Here is a 19,090-nt window from a genome sequence, read left to right as displayed (position 1 = left end):
TTTCCAGTAATTATCGTTTCATGCTAAAATGAGCTTTGAATTCTTGAATCATACCATTTTGTGTATAAGTAACCCGAAACCAATAATCAGAAGAAGGAAGTGCACTGCCGTCAAAATTACCATCCCAGCCAGCACCAGAAGGTTTAATCATTTTTAGTAATTTGCCATAACGGTCGTAAATCGTGATGACCGCCTCTGGCTGATAAGCTAGATCTGGAATATTCCAAGTGTCATTGTACCCATCGTTGTTTGGGGTAAAAAATTTAGGATATTTAAGCACTTTGGCAAATAAAATAAGGTTGTCACAATTGGCTTTTATGTCTCTTATTGTAATAGCGTGCTCTCCGGAGTCAACATTCTGAAATATATTACTGGTTTGAAAATCACCATCGTCCAGCTGATATTCATAAGTTCCGAAACCGTTAGTGAGGTTTACAATGATATCAATATTATCTTCAAATTCATCCGACACGGTTACGGTTGCAATTGCCGGACTGGATTTTTCGACAATTACAGTAGCTGGATTATAACCGCAGTCGTTACCAACATTTGGTATGTTTTTAACGGGTACAACGGTATACGTTCCGTCCTGAATAGCGGTATAAGTTGGTCCTGTGCCTACTTTATTTCCGTTAAAATACCACTCTACAGTATAATCGGTTGAAGTGATTCCTGAATTCAATTGTGCCGAATGCTGTAATGTTCCCGTTTGATAATCAACGCAAATGACTGCATTTTGTAAAGAGAAATTTTTTAACGGATAAATAGTAATGTAAAAATCATCCTGAGCAAAACAGCTGGAATTTGTGGCTGAGGCTGCGTAGATATACATTTTTTGACTCATACTTATTTTCTGCCCAGCTGCATATTGAGTTCCCGCCGCGTTGGGTTCACTGTAATAATTTCCCAAAGTTAAAGGAGGCAAAGTATAGCTTTCGCAAATAGCCACATCAGGAGTATTGGCCAATACAGGAGTTTGGGAAATCGTAACTGAAAAATTTTTCTCACTAACGCAGGTCAGACGTGTACCGCTAACAGCATAAACATAAACAGTCTGCGAGGTTGTTAAAATAGTTCCAGCCGGAATAACAGCGCCTTTTCCTCCTGGCTGTGCATAATAATTACCCAATTTTAGCGGAGGCAGAGTATAACTGTCGCAGACATTTATATTGTTGAAACTGCCAACATCAATTCCGTTGTAATTAACTTTAAAAAACGTTTCATTGCTGCAGGAAGTAAAATTGCCCCATTCATTATAAATATAGATGGTCTGTGTGGTGTTGATAACTGTTCCCTCTGCAAGTTGCATTCCCGAACCATTTGGTCCTCCCGTGGCTGTATAATATTTTCCATTTTTTAATTTCGGAAGTTTAAAATCGGTGCAGGTAACTACATCAGTAAAACTGTCAACAAGAGGAAGAGGTCTGATTTCGATAGTAAAACTATGCTCATTTGTACATTCAGGCCCTACCGAAAAAACATATATAGTTTGTGTTGAGGTAATGATGTCACCTGCCTTTAGTCGTGTTCCTCCACCGTTAGTTTTTGTAAAATAGTTACCATTTGTCAATGGAGGCAAAACATATCTTGCACATTCGAGTCTGTTGGCAGGAGTGTCTACCAATGGGAGCGGTTTTATAGTAATAACATATTTGAGATTTTCTGTACAGTTGGGCGAAGTTGTAGTTGCAGCATAATAATATACGGTTTGCGAAGTGGTAATAAAAGTTCCAGCCGGAATGTTTTTTCCTTGGCCCCCAGGGCTTTCGAAATAACCGCCAATGGCAACTGGAGGCAGCGTAAAACTTCCGCATCGTGAAATCGGAACAAAAATTGGAGAATTGACAATATCGATTTTAAAAGAATGTTCATCGGTACATCTCCCGTCATTTGCAAAAACAAATACTGTCTGACTCGAAGTGATTTGGTCACCCGCCTTTAGGGCTCTTCCTAAACCTCCTGATAATGTAAAGTAATTTCCGTTTGACAAAACAGGCAATGTATATGAATCGCAAGTTACTACATTGGCAGGTTTATCTATTGCGGGTAAAGGATAGACTGTAAAAGGTACCGCTATGTCGCGACACACCGCTCCATTAATTACCGCATAATAATAAATAGTCTGACTGCTTGTAAATACAGTGCCTTCGGGAATAGCATTTCCTTGTCCTCCTGGCTGAGTGAAAAAACCACCCGCAGGTAACTGTGGAACAACATATTGACCGCATGCTTCTTTTTTAAAACCAATTTCATAGATTAGGGTTACATTAAAGCTGGTCTCATTAGTACAGTTATTTGTCGTGGGACCTTGATAAATATAGTAACGGCCTCCTTTCGTAATAACATCTCCAGCATTTAATTTAGTTCCCGTTCCATTTGGAGCTGTATTATATGTACCGTTTGAAATTGGAGGTAAAGTATAGCTGTTACAGGCGATAACATTTGGAATGGTATCTACTGGCGGCAGCGGGTTAATAACGATATTGAAATTAACTGTTGTGTAACAAACCGAGCTCGCAATATTCTCAATCCGTACCCAGATAGTTGTCGAAGATTGCGTAGACGTAGTAAATGTTTTAGGTTCAGCAATGTTATTTCTGGCATTGTTAGCGTCTATTTCGCTGTTATAATACCTTATTCTGTATTCGGAAGCATTTAAGCCGTTTAGAATGATTGGTTCCTGAGTAGTTAAATCAACAGTTATATTTTTAGAAATATTATCGCAGACCTTTAAGTCGGGTGGTTTTACAACATTGATTGGAGCGGTTGTCAATAAATTAAATGAAATTATATTTTCACAAAAAAGGGTTTTGTCATAAACAGGCACCACTTTTATGTATATGGTTTGGTTACCAGAACTTATAAAAGATTTTAATTGATTTTCTGGTATCATTGGTCCGTTCGCATTGGCAGAAGCTAAGGAATCAAAATAATAAATAGTGTGTTTAGCCGGATCAATACCTAATGAAGTTAGATTATTCTGGGTTAAATCATATTGATAAGAACCAGTTGCACTGTAACAGGCCGTTAAGTTTTGGGGAGTTTTAATAATTAACTCGTTAACTACAACTTCGTCTTTAACCACACAACCAGAAAGTGTTGCCGTAACTCCATACGTGCCTGCTTTATTGACTGTCAAAGAATTCGTGGTTTCATTAGGAATTACCGTTCCATTTAATGTCCATGTATAAGCAAAATTTTCTGCAAGATCGGATTTGATTGTAATTTTTTCACCTTGACAAAGTGTTCTGTCGGGGCCTAAATCCATTGTTGTCATAAAACTGCCGCCTTTTATAAAAACTGCCGAATCATAATTACTGTCGTTGTAATCGCCAATAGCAAGTTTTATGCGATAAGTTCTGTTTGGAATCACCGTTGAAGAAGCCGTTAGAACTTTCGTCTCGCCTCTCATATTGATGGACGACTGCGAAGGATTTGTGACATTATAACGATCAAATAAATTAGCATTGGCAGATAAACACGACGAATTATACTGCTGATCTCTAATATTTTTAACTGAAACTGGAGTATTTGTTCCCGGCAGAACGGCAAGATTTGTTGAAATTCCTGTTGTTAAATCAGTCAGTATGAAGGCAAATACATCACTGAATCCGCATTGAAATTCACCATATTCATTGGACGCAAAAAGAAAATCAAAACTAAAATTACTTGACAGCGGTGTAAAATCAAATTGAAGAAAACTGACATCTGTTACAGGTACAACTTGTCCGTTATTATCGCTGATAATCTGTAGATCACTATCAGTAGCATTGTTCAGCTGGCTGCTTTCATTAGTACCGCTGTATGATCCTTCTGTATATTTGGCGATTCCGTTTCTTATAATGATTCCGCTTGAAATAGGAAAGTTTGGATTTGTGCTTGTGAATTTACCGATACCTTGATGTGACGAGAATTTAAAATTACTTTCGTTTGAACAGCCATTTTGCATTAATTCTGCTCGTACCAGTTCAGGTATGCCCAAAGTTGTAGTGTCGACTACGATTCCTTGTGATGAAGATAGGGTCGAATACAATAATAAAAGTAGAAGTAGAGCAGATCTCATAATTCATATTCTATTTGTTCGGTTATTAAAGTTACGGAATTATTTCTTTATAAATTTTTGATTGTCAGTATTTTATGGTTATTTGTGAGTGATTGAACAAAAATGTGTGATAATTTTAATTTTTGTTAAATTCCAAAAAAAATAAACAATTGATGAATCTCATTGTATGGTTAAAGAATGAATAATAGAATATTTTTAAAAATATTTTTCCTGCTGACAAACTGTTGTCACCAGCCCATTTTACTTTTGAAGTATTAAAAATATTTAAACTTTAAAACCATGAAAACACTAGAAGCACAAGTTATTACATCAGAAGATTTATTGAAACACTGGCAAGGACACCGCGCTCTTACACGCCGATTAATTGAACTTTTTCCTGAGAAAGATTTCTTTGAATTTTCAATTGGAGGTATGCGCCCTTTTGCCAAATTAGTGGATGAACTTTTGGCTATAGCAGTTCCAGGACTTAAAGGAATTGTAACGAAACAAACCGAAGCATTTTCGGAAGGATCAGAAAAATTGATTTTTAAAGCACAATATCTTCAAAAATGGGACGAAGCGACAGAAGAAATAAATAAATATTGGGAACAATTAGCAGTCGAAGATTTCAGCGAAACTTTTAATTTGTTTGGGCAGTATGAATTTCCAGTCATTCAGAATATTTTGTATTTCATTGATAATGAAGTGCACCACCGTGGACAAGCTTATGTATATTTAAGAGCTTTAAACATTGAACCGCCATTTTTCTGGGAAAGATAAATATTCAAATTAAAAAAACTCCTGATGATAATTCTTTCAGGAGTTTTTTTATAAAAGTCTTTTTTTGTTGATTTCCAAAAGTTCTAGAACTTTAGTCTTTAATATTTGGGGCTCCAGGATTTCTGCATAATCTCCAAACATAAGAAACCATCTTGGAAAACCATTTTCGATATCACGGCACATAAAATGCATTTCGATTTTATCACCTATTTCTTTTTCTGAAACAAAGCCATGATATTTTCTTTCATGGGTCAAATATCTTGCGATTTTTTTTTCAATTAAGATTCTCACTTTTGTCCTAGGACAAGTTTCCGTTTTAGTCAAATAAGTTTCCAATGCATCGTGTTCAATAGTAAAATCAAATTCGGTTTTTTTGATTTCCTGAATGCGATCGGTTCTAAACTGGCGATAATCTTTTCGCAAATGGCAATAACCTAGAAAATACCAATTATTATTATCATGAAAAACCCCAACGGGTTCTAGATTTCGCTGTGTTGTTTCGTCTTTATCAAAAGTTTTGTAGGTTAAGAGAATTTGTTTTTTCTCTGCAATTCCTTCAAAAAGAACAGCTAGTGTATTCGGAGAATTGTCATTAAACATTGGCTCCGCAGTCTGCATAACTACTCTTGATTCAATGTTGGACAGCCAGTCTTTGTCTGCACTTCTTAAAACCGACTTGAGTTTGTACATCGCCGATGCGTGATGTGTTCCCAAAGAAGGATCTGTAAATTTCTGCATTAGTTTTTCGGCAGCAATAAAACTGCTTATTTCTTCTCGCGTAAACATTACGGGCGGAAGTCTATAACCTTCCATCAATGCATAGCCAACTCCTGCTTCACTATAAATAGGAACCCCAGAAGCTTCAAGCGTTCTAATATCCCTGTAAATAGTTCGTAAACTACAGTCAAAACGGTCTGCCAGTTCTTGTGCCTTTACAATCTTTTTTGACTGTAATTGAATAAGAATCGCAACAATTCGGTCAAATCGTTTTGGAGTTTCGTCGAGCATTTTTTCTTTTAAGTTCAAAAGTTTAGATGCTCAAAGTTACAAAGGTTTAGGGTTTAAAGAAATAAAAAAGCTGTCCCAAATTGAGACAGCTTTTTTATAAGTAAATAGCAGGAAAGAATTAAAATCTATATAAAAGACCAAATTGAGGTTGGTCAAAAATATTTTCAAATAAATTAATATTTAATTGGAAAGTATCAGATGAAGGACCATTTTCTGGAGAAACACTGTTGTAAGACAGCATATTTGCTAATACAAAAGTTACAGCAATATTTTTGGTTACAAAATAATTTAATCCCACAGTGATATCAGCAGTTAAACTGTTGTCAGTATCGCTTCCAACATTTGGTATATCTGTTTTGTTTCTTCCAAATCCTAAACCAGCTTCAGCATAAGTTTTTAAACGTTTTTTATCCAATTCCAAGAAATAGTAACGTGCAAAAGCTCCAACCCCAAATACATTAGTTTCTACTTGAGTCGTTTCTACTTTGTTGCTAGAATAGTTTAATTTTGCTCCTACAGCAAATTTATCATTTAATAAGTACCCAAATTTTGGACTAAAACCATAATAATCTGCATCACCGCCTGTGCTAATTTTGATAGAACCTTCTAAGAACATATCACCGCTTTGAAAGGTTACTCCCTTTGCTGAGTTCATTTCCGAATCAACTTCTTCTTGTTGTGCATTAGCAAATGAGAAAGTTAACATCGATAAAAGAATAAAAAATTTAGTTTTCATAATAATAATTTTAAGTTGTAGGATTAAAGTTATATTTTAAAATCTAGAATTTTTAAAATCTAAATCGAATGCATCAATAATGAATCAATAGAGTTAAAAAAGATATAATTTTATAAGTATTTACTTGTTTAATTATGACCTAAAATTTAAGTTTTCAGGTGTCAATCTGAGTGTTTACTGAGAATTAATTCTTAAAAAATAAAAAACCCGATAACTTTTGTTATCGGGTTAATCTATATTCTCTATTCTATTTTCTAAAAAACTAGTCGTTCAGTTTCAAAACAGCCATAAATGCTTCTTGCGGAATCTCAACGTTTCCTACTTGACGCATACGTTTTTTACCTTTTTTCTGTTTTTCTAGCAATTTACGCTTACGCGAAATATCTCCACCGTAACATTTTGCGGTAACGTCTTTACGAAGTGCCTTAATCGTTTCACGAGCAATAATTTTCGCTCCAATTGCAGCTTGAATCGGAATATCAAATTGTTGTCTCGGGATTAACTCACGTAGTTTCTCGGTCATTTTTTTACCGATATTGTAGGCGTTGTCTTCGTGGATTAATGCAGAAAGTGCATCAACGGTTTGTGCATTTAAAAGAACGTCCAGTTTAACTAATTTCGAAGTACGCATCCCGATAGGAGAGTAATCGAAAGAAGCATACCCTTTAGAAACTGTTTTTAAACGATCGTAAAAATCGAATACAATTTCAGCCAAAGGCATGTCAAAGTTTAACTCAACACGCTCTGTTGTTAGGTAAGTTTGATTCGTAATTAAACCGCGTTTTTCAATACATAAACTCATTACGTTTCCTACGAAATCAGCTTTTGTAATAATAGTAGCTTTTATATAGGGTTCTTCAACTCTGTCCAGTTTTGAAGGTTCTGGTAAATCTGATGGGTTGTTTACAATTAAAGGAGTTTCTGGATCTTTTTTGGTGTAAGCCAAATACGAAACGTTAGGAACTGTTGTAATTACAGTCATATCAAACTCACGCTCTAAACGCTCTTGGATAATTTCCATGTGAAGCATTCCTAAGAATCCGCATCGGAAACCAAATCCTAAAGCCGCAGAACTTTCAGGCGTAAAAACAAGCGAAGCATCATTCAATTGCAATTTTTCCATAGAAGAACGCAAATCTTCATAATCTTCTGTATCAACAGGATAAATTCCAGCAAATACCATCGGTTTTACATCTTCAAAACCAGTAATCATATTAGTTGTAGGCAATTTGGCATCAGTCAGCGTGTCACCAACCTTTACTTCTTTTGCTTCTTTAATTCCAGAAATCAAATAACCAACGTCGCCGGTAGAAATTACATTTTTAGGAACTTGATTTAATTTTAAAGTTCCAATTTCATCAGCAAAATATTCATTATCAGTTGCCATGAATTTAATTTTCTGACCTTTCCTGATTTCACCATTTACAACTCTAAAGATTACTTCAATACCACGAAACGGATTGTAAACCGAGTCAAAGATCAAAGCCTGTAAAGGTTCGTCTGGATTTCCTTTAGGAGCAGGAATTTTTTCGATAATAGCAGCAAGAATGTTCTCAACTCCAAAACCAGTTTTTCCAGAAGCATGAATAATATCTTCTAATTTACATCCTAATAAATCGATAATATCATCACTAACTTCTTCTGGATTGGCACTTGGCAAATCGACTTTGTTTAAAACCGGAATAATTTCCAAGTCATTTTCAAGTGCTAAATATAAATTTGAAATCGTTTGTGCCTGAATACTTTGAGCAGCATCAACAATTAATAAAGCTCCTTCGCAGGCTGCGATAGATCTCGAAACTTCATACGAAAAATCTACGTGACCAGGAGTATCAATTAAATTCAAGATGTATTCTTCCCCTTTATAAGTATATTCCATCTGAATGGCATGACTCTTAATGGTAATTCCACGCTCACGCTCCAGGTCCATGTTGTCAAGCAATTGTGCTTTTTCCTCACGAGCTGTAACGGTTTGTGTTGCGCTTAATAATCTGTCCGCCAATGTACTTTTACCGTGGTCAATGTGTGCAATAATGCAAAAGTTACGTATCTTCTTCATTTTTATATATCAGTTCTCTTAACGAGTTTAAGTATTTTTGGGTCATAAATAACACTAAAGCAATAGCTTTAAAGCATGTTATTAAGGCGCAAAGATAGCGCAAAGTTTTGGATTCTGGAATGTTGATCTGCGATAGTTGATAGTTGTGAATTAAAAAGAAGCCTAAAATTCAAAATTGAATCCTTTTTCTGTTAATTTCTTGTACATTTCAGCATCAAATTTATAAAGTTTAGCTGCTCTGTGCGAAACGTCTTTTTGTTTTTCGTCGAGTTCTGTCAGCAGTTTCATGTGAAGAATTTTTCGTCTGAAATTCGATTTATCCAATTCAATTCCTAAAATTTCTTCGTACAAATGCATCAACTGCAATAACGTAAATTTTTCTGGAAGTAAATTGAAACCAATCGGAGCCTGACGAACGCGATTTCGCAGCTGCAGTAAGCTAAAATCTAGAATTTCGTTATGGTCAAAAATCAAATCTGGAATTTCATTTATTTTATACCATTTGGCTTCGATAACTCTTAAACTGGCTTTAATATTATAATCTTCTCGATTGACTAAAGTATAGTAACCAATGGTAACAACACGTCTTTCTAAAACACGTTTCGGATTTGTAAAGGCTTTTAACTGCTCCAAATAAATATTTTCGAGACCCGTAAGTTCTTGTAAAATACGCTGGGCAGCATCATCTGCACTTTCGTCTATTTGAAGCCATCCGCCAAGAAGTCCCCATTTTCCTTTACTTTCACCTTGGGCATGCTGCACCAAGAGAACTTCGAGACTCTCTTTATTAAATCCGAAGAAAACACAGTCAATTGTGATTCCGTCTACGGCTGGTTTGTGATGATTAGTAGTTGTTTCTGTCAATTTTATTGTTGTGTTTCGAAGTGCAAAAAGTATTTTTATATCTCAATTGAAAATCAGAATTCAAAATTGAAACCTTTCTCCGTTAATTTCGTGTAAATTTCTGGATCAAACTTGTACAATTGAGCCGCTCGATGTGAAACGTCTTGTTGTTTTTCGTCTAAAGCTGCCAAAAGTTTCATGTGAAGAATTTTTCTCCTAAAATTCGGTTTGTCCATCTCGATTCCTAAAATTTCCTCATAGAGTTGCATTAACTGTAATAAAGTAAATTTTTCAGGTAATAAATTAAATCCAATTGGAGTCTGGCGAACTTTATTTCGAAGGTGTTTCAAGCTATACGCTAAAATCTCATTATGATCATAAATCAAATCTGGAATACTGTTTATTTTGTACCATTTAGCATCCGAAGCTGTAAAACCTGCTTTAATATTGTAATCTTCTCTTTTGACCAAAGCATAATAACCAATCGTAATTACTCGTCTTAGCGGAAAACGATCTGGATCGCCAAATGCTTTCAGCTGTTCCAAATAGATATTATCCAGTCCAGTAAGTTCGTTCAATAAACGGTGTGCAGCATCATCTGTGCTTTCTTTTTTATAAATCCATCCCCCAGGAAGACCCCATTTTCCCTTACTGATTCCTTCTCCATGCTGTACCAAAAGCACCTCGAGACTGCCTTTGTCAAAACCAAAGATGACACAGTCAATCGTGATCGCATTCATGGCACTTTGTTCGTTTTTTGGAACAGTTCTGTCATCTACATTTTCAACCATATTCGAGATAAATTTTGACAAATTAAATAAATAAAATGATTATTAGCCTTCTTAAAAGCTTTATATTTTTTTTAACGAAACAAGATTTTGATAATCAGTGAATTAAAAATGTGCTAAAAAATGTATTAAAATACTCTAATTCTTAAACGACTGATTGTCAATTTTATAAAACGTTGATTTTTCTATATTTTTTATTTCAATTTTATTTCTCTTTTTACAGCATTGATAAAAATGAAATCGTATTTATTAGAATAGAAAAAAAATAACCCTAATATTTTGTTAATATAGAAAATTTGTTTTACACTTGTAGTCAAATTTACCATAAGATAAATTCAAATTGACTATAAGTAAAAAAGGCAAAGCTACAACTTAACTTAAACTTACCACAAATGTTTTTTTAGAAATTGATTTTTAATCGATTTTGATGTTTAAAAACCTCTGCCTATAGTCTGCAAGTACTAAATGTTGGAGATGAGATTCAGGCCCTCATTTTTGGCATGACCTGCTTGGGAAGTTTTCCAGATTTCTCTTAGGGTAAAAATTACTAACTATAACTTAAACTTAATCAATTCTTACTATGAAAAGCAAAAATTGTATTACAACAAAGCTTCCATATTTTATGGCGGTGCTGCTTAGCGTATTTATGATGCAGTTTGGATTTGCACAAGAATCCAAAACTGTAAGTGGAACAATCACTTCTGCCGAAGACGGATTTGGAGTTCCCGGAGCAACTGTACAAGTACAGGGAACAAAATCGAGTACTGTTACCGATTTTGATGGAAAATATAAAGTAGAAGCTAAAACAGGAGATGTTTTAGTGATCACTTTCGTGGGATTTAAAACACAAAAAATTACTGTTGGCGCTCAGAAAGTTGTCAATTTAGTGCTGCAGCCAGAAACTGCAGAACTTAAAGAAATTGTAGTAATTGGTTATGGTACTCAAAAGAAGAAAGTGAATACAGCTGCAACTTCTTTGGTATCTGGAAAAGACATTCAGCAAGTAGCGAGTCTTGATGTTGTAAATGCTTTGCAAGGTCAGGCTTCTGGAGTTTCTGTAACTTCTTCTTCTGGTCAGCCGGGTGCGAATATGGTGGTAAATATTCGTGGTGCAGGTACAGCAGGAAACAGTGATCCGCTTTATGTTGTTGATGGTGTTGTAGTAGATAACGGAATTGGATACTTAGATCCTTCTGTTATTGAAAGGGTTGACGTTTTAAAAGATGCTTCTGCAGCTTCTATCTACGGAGCAAGAGCAGCAAACGGAGTTATTTTGGTTACAACTAAAAAAGGAAAAGATGGTAAAATGAATGTGTCTTTCAGTTCTTACACAGGTTTTCAGCAGATTGCAAAAAAACTGGATTTGATGAATACACAAGAATATACAACAATTATGAACGAAGCTCGTGTAAATTCTGGATATGCTCCATTATACACGAAAGAGCAAATTGCTGCATTTCCTGATCATGACTGGCAGAAAGATTTGTTTAATGAAGGTGCAATGAAACAAAACCACTCCCTTTTGATTACAGGTGGTGACGAAAAATCTACAATTGCAACTGGTTTATCGTACTACGGACAAGAAGGTATGATTGGCGGAGCAAATAATCAGTCTCAATACGATCGTGTTACTTTTACAGTAAACTCTACTTCAGAAGTTATTAAAGGATATTTGAAAATTGGTGAAAACTTCACTTTATCAAACATTAAATCAAGCGGTGTTGCAGATGATGGAATTTACAGCAACGCAATTAGAAGCTTCTTAAATGCTGCTCCAATTGATGCAGCGTATGATGCAAATGGAGATTTTGCCAGCTCAATTATCTCTGCAGATATTAGTAATCCAGTTGGATCTTTATACTATAACAACTTCAATCAAACAAAAACAAACCGTTATGTAGGTAATATTTTTGCTGAATTGAAATTTGCCAAAAACTTTACTTTCAGAACCAGTTATGGTGTTGATATGACAGATAGTAACTACCGTTCTTTCAGACCTGTTTATTCTCTTTCTTCAAATGATAATAATACAGTTTCTAGTGTTACTCAAAGCTCAACAAAATCAATGGGATGGATTTTTGAGAATACACTTCAATACAAATTCAACATTGCTTCTGCTCATAATTTTGATGTGTTAGTGGGTACTTCTGCTAAAAAGAACACGGCAGATTACATGGAAGGACAAGGAAGAAACTTAATTTTTGATGATTTTGAACATGCTTATTTGGATAATGCAAAAGATCCAACATCAAATGTGGTAAAAGGAAACCGTAGAGATTACGCTATTCAATCGTACTTCGGACGTTTATTGTACGATTATGATAATAAATATTTATTCTCAGCTACAGTGCGTCGTGACGGATCTTCAGAATTTGGTCCAGACAACAAATATGCTATTTTCCCATCGTTCTCTGCTGGTTGGAATTTAGACAAAGAAGCTTTCTTTAAAGAAAATAAAGTATTAAATACTTTCAAATTAAGAGCAAGCTGGGGGCAAAATGGTAACGATCAATTTGCAAGAAGATTTGCTTATATGTCGGTTGTAAACTCAACAGATAAAACGTATCATTTTGGAACAGGTGACGAGACTTTATTAGTAGGTTCAAGCCCAGATCAGTTAGCAAATAGAAACTTAAAATGGGAAACTTCTGAGCAGTTGGATTTAGGTTTTGATGCTACTTTATTTACCAACTTTACTTTAACTTTCGATTACTATGATAAGAAAACGAAAGACTGGTTAGTTCTTGCTTCTATCCCGGCTTATGCTGGAGCTACCGCACCTTATATTAATGGTGGAGATGTGAGTAATAAAGGTTTTGAAATTGGATTGGCTTATCGTACACGTTTTGGAAAAGATTGGAATTTTGGAATCAATGCAAACCTTTCTCGCAACCAAAACGAAGTATTACGAATTGCAAACAACGAAGGAATTATTCACGGAGAATCAAATGTTTTATTCCAAGGTTTAGACGAAATGAACCGTGTTGAGGTGGGTAAACCAATGGGTTATTTCTACGGATTAAAAACAGCTGGAATTTTCCAAAATGCTGCAGAAGTTGCTGCGGGAGTTCAGCCAAATGCACAACCTGGAGATGTTCGTTTTGTAGATTTGAACACTGACGGAAAAATTGATGCAAATGATAAAACACAAATCGGAGATCCAAACCCAGATATTAACTACGGTGTTAATTTAGAATTATCATATAAAGCTTTTGATTTATCTATTAATACTTATGGTACTGCTGGAGGACAAAACGTTTTTGGAATTCACGATTATACTCGTGCCTACACAAACAACACTACAGATGTTTTAAACAGATGGACAAGCGAAGGAACTTCAAACACAGTTCCAAGAGTAACATACGGAACAGATGATAATGGTAACTATACTAAATTCTCTGATTTGTATATTCAGGATTCAGATTTCTTCAGAATTAAAAATGCTACAATTGGATGTGATTTGACAAAGTTAACAGACAAGTTGAAATTCTTCTCTAAATTCAGATTGTACGTTGCAGGAAATAACATTTACACATTCACGAAGTACAAAGGAATGGATCCAGAAATTGGTTTCGGAAACGTAAATCAATCTTGGGCTAAAGGAATCGATGTTGGATATTATCCGCAGCCAAGAACCTACATGATGGGTCTAAATGTTAACTTTTAAATTTTGAACACGATGAAAACATATATAAAATTATTTGCACTTTCAAGCTTACTAACCTTAGGCGCTTGTTCGGAAGATTTTTTGGAGAACGAACCATATACAGATAAAGTAACGGAGAATTTTTATAAAACTCCTTCTGATGCTTTTGAAGGTTTGGTAGCCGTTTATGATGTATTGCAAAGAGAAGCTTACGGTACTCAATTGATCGTAAGTGAGCAGGCATCTGACAACTGTTTTGGAGGATTTGGTATTGCAGATCCAACAGTAGATTTGCAGTGGGACCGCTTTCAATATACTACAGATAAAGATATGAATGCCCTGACTTGGACAAACTCTTATCTTGGAATTTACAGAGCAAACATTTTATTAGAAAACCTAGACAAAGTAAACTGGGGATCTGATACAGCTTTGAAAACGCGTTACGAAGCTGAAGCACGTTTCTTAAGAGCACATTTTCATTTCCAAGCGGCAAAAATGTTTGGAGATATTATTCCGTTAGATCATACGGTAACGACAAGTGAATTTGAATTACCAAGACAAGCACCAGAAGTTACTTATGCTTTAATTGCAAACGATTTAAAATTTGCTGCAGATAACTTAGGTCCAGAAAATTACTCACAAGCAGGAAATGCAAATTACGGACGTATTACAAAATGGGCTGCAGAAGCTTATTTAGCTAGAACATTCTTGTTTTACACAGGAGCTTACAACAAAACAGATTTAGCAGGTGTAGTTACAAAAGCGCAGGCTGTAAATTACATTAACGATGCTGTAAATAATAGCGGACACGGTTTAGTAGCAGATTTTGCTAATCTTTGGTTAGCAGCTTCTTTTGAAAATTTTGCTGGAGAAGATAATACAGAAATGGTTTGGGCTGTTCGTTTCAACGGTTCAGGGAAAGGAAACTGGGATCTTCACGAAGGAAACCGTTTTCAGGTAAACATTGCACCGCGTGGAGGTTCAATTGGAAAATATGCAACAGGATGGGGAGGAGCAACAGTAAACCCAAAATTGGTTGAAGCTTATGAAGCAACAGATACTAGAAAAGCAGCTTCATTTATTGATTATGCAGGTGAGAATTTAAATTTTGATGCTCAAGCTAGAGAACAGCGTCAATACACTGGATATTCTTGGAAAAAATATTGTCCAATTACGAATGCAGCGGGAACAGCAGTTGTAGAAGCAAATGGAGGAAATTTCCAAATTGATAACTATCAGGATTATGCAATTATTCGTTTTGCAGATGTTTTACTAATGGCTGCCGAATTGAATTTAGGAACAAATGCAGCTTTGGCACAAGCAGATCTAGACAGAGTTCGTGATCGTGCTTTTAAAAGTACAACACATAGAATTCCTGCAACTCAAGCCAATATTATGCAAGAGCGTCGTTTAGAATTGGCATTGGAAGGATTACGTTATTTTGATTTAATGAGACAAGGAATGCCTGCAATGAAAGCAGCTATTGACAACAATACTGGAGATTCTCAGTTTGCCGTAACATTTAGACCAGAAACTCTCGGATGGTTTCCTTTACCACAATCACAAATAGTACTTTCAAATGGTACTATTCAACAAAATCCAGGTTGGAATTAACTTTAAACAAATTGATTATGAAACGTATATTATATATAGTATTAACGGCTGTAACAATCAGTTCGTTTTTATTCTCTTGTGAGCCTGTTGAAGATCGCGAAAGTTTGCCAGCAATCACAGTAACACCAGAAACACTTAAATATTCTATCACTCAGGATGCAGTAAACAAAAATGTTTTAATCCTTAAAAGTGAAGATCCAACTGTAATTCCATATTGGAAATTTGTAGATGCATCAGGAAATGAATTAGGGCATTCAAACAAAAGCGATGATCGTGTAACATTACCTTTCGCAGGAAAATACAATGTTTATTTTACAGCCTATACAAGAGGTGGTTCAGTAGACGCGGTTCCAACTGTAGTTGATGTTCCTGAAAACGATGATACTTATTTCAGCGATCCAAAATGGGAGATGCTGACCAATGGTGTTGCAGGAAAAACATGGGTATTAGATTTTGTTGATCCTGTTGGATGGGCTGGTTTAGATTATCCTTCAACATCTGGAGATAACTGGAGCTGGCTTCCAGATTATGCAAGCAATTCATGGGTTATGCCAAATAAAAATTGGGGTGAAATGTATTTTGATTTAAATGGAAATTACAATACAACTGTTACTCAAACCGCTATTGCAAATAACAATCAGACTACTAAGAAAAACACATACAAATTTGATATTGCAAACAATAGAATAATTTTTAATGGAGGAGTAGAAATGCTTTACGGTGGTGATTACTATCTAGATTGCAACAATTGGTACAATGTAAAAGTGGTTGAGCTTACTGCAACCTCTTTACGACTGGCTGTTATAAGAGATAAAAGTAGAACCGGCGAAGGTGTTTGTTTAATTGTATTCCATTACAAACCAAAATCATAAGTTAGTTAGTTTTGAAGTCTCAGTTTTAAACATGTTTCTAACGTGCTTTAAGACTGAGACTTAAATTATTTAAAGAAGAAATATTCGAAATCGATTTTTATTTCTATCTTCCAATTCCAAAAACACAAAAGTAGCTATGCATATTAGAAAAAACATAAAAAGCATATGTTTGTTGGCAGTAGCAGCAGGAGTAATTTTACTCAATTCCTGCGCTAAAAAAGAGGATGCATTTATAAATAGAAAAGTTTCTTTTAATACAGATTGGAGTTTCCATCTAAACGATAGTATTATTGATAAAGATACCATTGGAAGTACCACTAAATGGAGAAAACTAGACGTTCCTCACGATTGGAGCATCGAAGGAAATTTTGATGAAAAAAGTCAGGCTGGTTATGGCGGAGGAGCATTAAACGGAGGTTTAGGCTGGTACAAAAAAACATTCAAAGTGGCTGCAGAAGATAGCACAAAAGTTACTTCAATTACTTTTGACGGCGTTTACAAAAACAGCGAAGTCTGGCTAAACGGACATTATTTAGGAAAACGTCCAAACGGATATATTGGTTTTCAATATGAAATCTCCAAATATTTAAATTACGGAGATAAAAACAACGAAATTATTGTTAAGGTTGACAATTCAAAACAACCCAATTCAAGATGGTATTCAGGTTCTGGAATTTTTAGAAATGTCTGGATTGAAACCACAGATAAACTGCATGTTGCACAGTGGGGAACTTACGTGACAACGCCAAAAGTTACTGCTGACACAGCTTCGGTAAATATTGAAACTACAATTCAGAATCAATATTCGACTTCAAAGAAAGCAACAGTAACAACAACTATTTTTTATGGTATAGGAAATGATCTTAGAAGAATAAAATCGACTAGTCAAAATATAACAATTGGTGCAAATGCCAATCAAACAAGTAAACAACAAATACAAGTACCAAATCCTGTTTTATGGTCTGTTGAAAAACCAGAATTGTATACAGCTGTTACGGAAATTTCTGTTGACGATAAAATCATTGATCAATACAAAACCAATTTCGGAATCAGAGATTTTAAATTCGATTTGAACAAAGGTTTTATTTTGAATGGAAAACAGGTTAAAATAAAAGGAGTTTGTTTACATCACGATTTAGGCCCGTTGGGATCTGCAATTAATACTCGCGCCATTGCACGTCAATTGGAAATCATGAAAGAAATGGGTGTAAACGGAATCAGAACTTCTCATAATCCACCCGCTCCGGAACTTTTAGACCTTTGCGATAAAATGGGTTTCATTGTCATGGATGAAGCTTTTGACATGTGGAAACAAACCAAAACCAAATACGATTACGGAAATGATTGGGACAAATGGCATAAAAAAGATCTAATCGATCAATTGCTTCGCGACCGAAATCATCCAAGTATTTTTGTTTGGAGTATTGGAAATGAAATCCCGGAACAATGGAATGAAAAAGGTGTTGAAATTGCCAAAGAATTAGCAGCAATCACCCGCCAATACGATAAAACACGTCCGTTAACCGCAGCAATGAATCCGCCGGTAAATATGAATATTGATGCCGTGACTTTACAATTTGAGAAAAAAGATGTTTCGATTAATCCGCTTGCTGGATCAGGTGTTTTAGATTTAATTGGATACAATTATGCGCATCAAACATATGAACATCATCTGAAGAATTTCCCTAATAAACCTTTCATTGCAACAGAAACGACTTCAGGTTTACAGACAAGAGGTTATTATGATGCCGTTTCAGACACCATAAAAAAATGGCCGGTAAGATGGGATCTTAAATTTACAGAAGGAAATCCAGGAAATACCGTTTCAGCATACGATCAGGTACAGACACCTTGGGGATCTACACACGAAGCAACTTGGAAAGTCATTAAAAAACACGATTTCCTTTCTGGAATGTACATTTGGACAGGTTTCGATTATATCGGAGAACCAACACCGTACGAATGGCCGTCTATCAGTTCTTATTTCGGAATTGTAGATTTGGCCGGTTTCCCGAAAGATGTCTATTATATGTACCAAAGCGAATGGACAGACAAAACGGTTCTTCACATTTTCCCACATTGGAACTGGAAAGCCGGACAAACTGTTGACGTTTGGGCATACTACAATAAAGCCGATGAGGTCGAACTTTTTGTAAACGGAAAGTCGGTTGGAAAAAGAAGCAAAAAAGGAGACGATCTTCACGTAATGTGGAGAATTCCTTTTGAAGCAGGAACCTTAAAAGCAGTTTCTCGAAAAGACGGAAAAGTAGTTTTAGAAAAAGAAATTAAAACTGCTGGAAATCCATCTCAATTAAAATTGACTGCGGACAGAAGCACGATAAAAGCAGACAAAAATGATTTGTCGTTTATTACAGTTGATATTTTAGACAATAAAGGGACTTTAGCTCCAAATGCCAATAACGAAATCAATTTCTCTTTAAAAGGAAACGGAAAAATTGTTGGAGTTTGCAGCGGAGATCCAGTAAGCCACGAACCGTACAAAGGAACTAAACATACAGCTTTGGCTGGAAAATGTTTGGTAATTGTACAATCAGGAAATACATCTGGAAGATTGGAATTAACCGCAAAAGCAAACGGATTAAAGCAATCGACAATTGTAATTACAGCAGAATAATAAGTTACGTTCCTAACAGGTTTCTAAAACCTGTTAGGTATCAATAGATTTTTATCAAGATATAAAA

At 35.3% G+C, this 19,090-nt stretch carries 11 protein-coding genes; 5 read left to right on the top strand and 6 right to left on the bottom strand.

Features of this window, described 5'->3' with window-relative positions; genetic code table 11:
- Positions 1-10 precede the first annotated feature (10 nt).
- Positions 11-4,063, bottom strand: a complete 4,053-nt coding sequence (locus tag QE431_RS20945) for a T9SS type B sorting domain-containing protein (RefSeq protein ID WP_307299943.1) — start codon at positions 4,061-4,063, stop codon at positions 11-13.
- Between the two features lie 279 nt (positions 4,064-4,342).
- Here QE431_RS20945 and QE431_RS20940 point away from each other — a divergent pair, with 279 nt between their 5' ends.
- The gene (locus QE431_RS20940) at positions 4,343-4,822 is read left to right on the top strand and encodes a DinB family protein (RefSeq protein WP_057115274.1); all 480 of its coding nucleotides are present in this window, start codon (positions 4,343-4,345) and stop codon (positions 4,820-4,822) included.
- 48 nt (positions 4,823-4,870) lie between these two features.
- On the opposite strand, the gene QE431_RS20935 is transcribed toward QE431_RS20940, so the two are convergent.
- From QE431_RS20935 to QE431_RS20915, 5 genes are all read right to left on the bottom strand, one after another.
- Complete coding sequence (locus tag QE431_RS20935; protein WP_307300587.1) at positions 4,871-5,830, bottom strand: YafY family protein; 960 nt, start codon at positions 5,828-5,830, stop codon at positions 4,871-4,873.
- Between the two features lie 118 nt (positions 5,831-5,948).
- Positions 5,949-6,566, bottom strand: coding sequence for an outer membrane beta-barrel protein (locus QE431_RS20930; RefSeq protein ID WP_057115273.1), 618 nt, complete (start codon positions 6,564-6,566; stop codon positions 5,949-5,951).
- Positions 6,567-6,828: 262 nt separating this feature from the next.
- Complete coding sequence (gene lepA / locus QE431_RS20925; protein WP_057115272.1) at positions 6,829-8,625, bottom strand: translation elongation factor 4; 1,797 nt, start codon at positions 8,623-8,625, stop codon at positions 6,829-6,831.
- A gap of 162 nt (positions 8,626-8,787) precedes the next feature.
- Complete coding sequence (locus QE431_RS20920; protein ID WP_281866893.1) at positions 8,788-9,489, bottom strand: NUDIX domain-containing protein; 702 nt, start codon at positions 9,487-9,489, stop codon at positions 8,788-8,790.
- 53 nt (positions 9,490-9,542) lie between these two features.
- Positions 9,543-10,259, bottom strand: coding sequence for an NUDIX domain-containing protein (locus QE431_RS20915; RefSeq protein WP_057115270.1), 717 nt, complete (start codon positions 10,257-10,259; stop codon positions 9,543-9,545).
- A 577-nt stretch (positions 10,260-10,836) separates the two neighbouring features.
- On the opposite strand from QE431_RS20915, the gene QE431_RS20910 reads away from it, so the two are divergent.
- From QE431_RS20910 to QE431_RS20895, 4 genes are all read left to right on the top strand, one after another.
- Positions 10,837-13,923, top strand: coding sequence for a TonB-dependent receptor (locus QE431_RS20910; protein WP_281866892.1), 3,087 nt, complete (start codon positions 10,837-10,839; stop codon positions 13,921-13,923).
- Between the two features lie 12 nt (positions 13,924-13,935).
- The gene (locus QE431_RS20905) at positions 13,936-15,516 is read left to right on the top strand and encodes a RagB/SusD family nutrient uptake outer membrane protein (protein WP_307299936.1); all 1,581 of its coding nucleotides are present in this window, start codon (positions 13,936-13,938) and stop codon (positions 15,514-15,516) included.
- A gap of 17 nt (positions 15,517-15,533) precedes the next feature.
- Positions 15,534-16,388 (top strand): hypothetical protein, encoded by an 855-nt coding sequence (locus QE431_RS20900; RefSeq protein ID WP_307299934.1) that lies wholly within the window; start codon positions 15,534-15,536, stop codon positions 16,386-16,388.
- Between the two features lie 136 nt (positions 16,389-16,524).
- Complete coding sequence (locus QE431_RS20895) at positions 16,525-19,023, top strand: glycoside hydrolase family 2 TIM barrel-domain containing protein (protein WP_307299932.1); 2,499 nt, start codon at positions 16,525-16,527, stop codon at positions 19,021-19,023.
- The last annotated feature ends 67 nt before the right edge of the window (positions 19,024-19,090 follow it).

This window comes from Flavobacterium sp. SORGH_AS_0622, from assembly GCF_030818825.1.
Lineage (GTDB): Bacteria > Bacteroidota > Bacteroidia > Flavobacteriales > Flavobacteriaceae > Flavobacterium.
Note: the sequence above shows the minus strand (reverse complement) of the source record. Positions and strands in the feature narration are given on the sequence as shown.

What these genes read in the sequence shown, in the direction of transcription:
- QE431_RS20945 (WP_307299943.1), bottom strand. Translation starts at nt 4,063, where the DNA reads ATGAGATCTGCTCTACTTCTACTTTTATTATTGTATTCGACCCTATCT.
- QE431_RS20940 (WP_057115274.1), top strand. Translation starts at nt 4,343, where the DNA reads ATGAAAACACTAGAAGCACAAGTTATTACATCAGAAGATTTATTGAAA.
- QE431_RS20935 (WP_307300587.1), bottom strand. Translation starts at nt 5,830, where the DNA reads ATGCTCGACGAAACTCCAAAACGATTTGACCGAATTGTTGCGATTCTT.
- QE431_RS20930 (WP_057115273.1), bottom strand. Translation starts at nt 6,566, where the DNA reads ATGAAAACTAAATTTTTTATTCTTTTATCGATGTTAACTTTCTCATTT.
- lepA (WP_057115272.1), bottom strand. Translation starts at nt 8,625, where the DNA reads ATGAAGAAGATACGTAACTTTTGCATTATTGCACACATTGACCACGGT.
- QE431_RS20915 (WP_057115270.1), bottom strand. Translation starts at nt 10,259, where the DNA reads ATGGTTGAAAATGTAGATGACAGAACTGTTCCAAAAAACGAACAAAGT.
- QE431_RS20910 (WP_281866892.1), top strand. Translation starts at nt 10,837, where the DNA reads ATGAAAAGCAAAAATTGTATTACAACAAAGCTTCCATATTTTATGGCG.
- QE431_RS20905 (WP_307299936.1), top strand. Translation starts at nt 13,936, where the DNA reads ATGAAAACATATATAAAATTATTTGCACTTTCAAGCTTACTAACCTTA.
- QE431_RS20900 (WP_307299934.1), top strand. Translation starts at nt 15,534, where the DNA reads ATGAAACGTATATTATATATAGTATTAACGGCTGTAACAATCAGTTCG.
- QE431_RS20895 (WP_307299932.1), top strand. Translation starts at nt 16,525, where the DNA reads ATGCATATTAGAAAAAACATAAAAAGCATATGTTTGTTGGCAGTAGCA.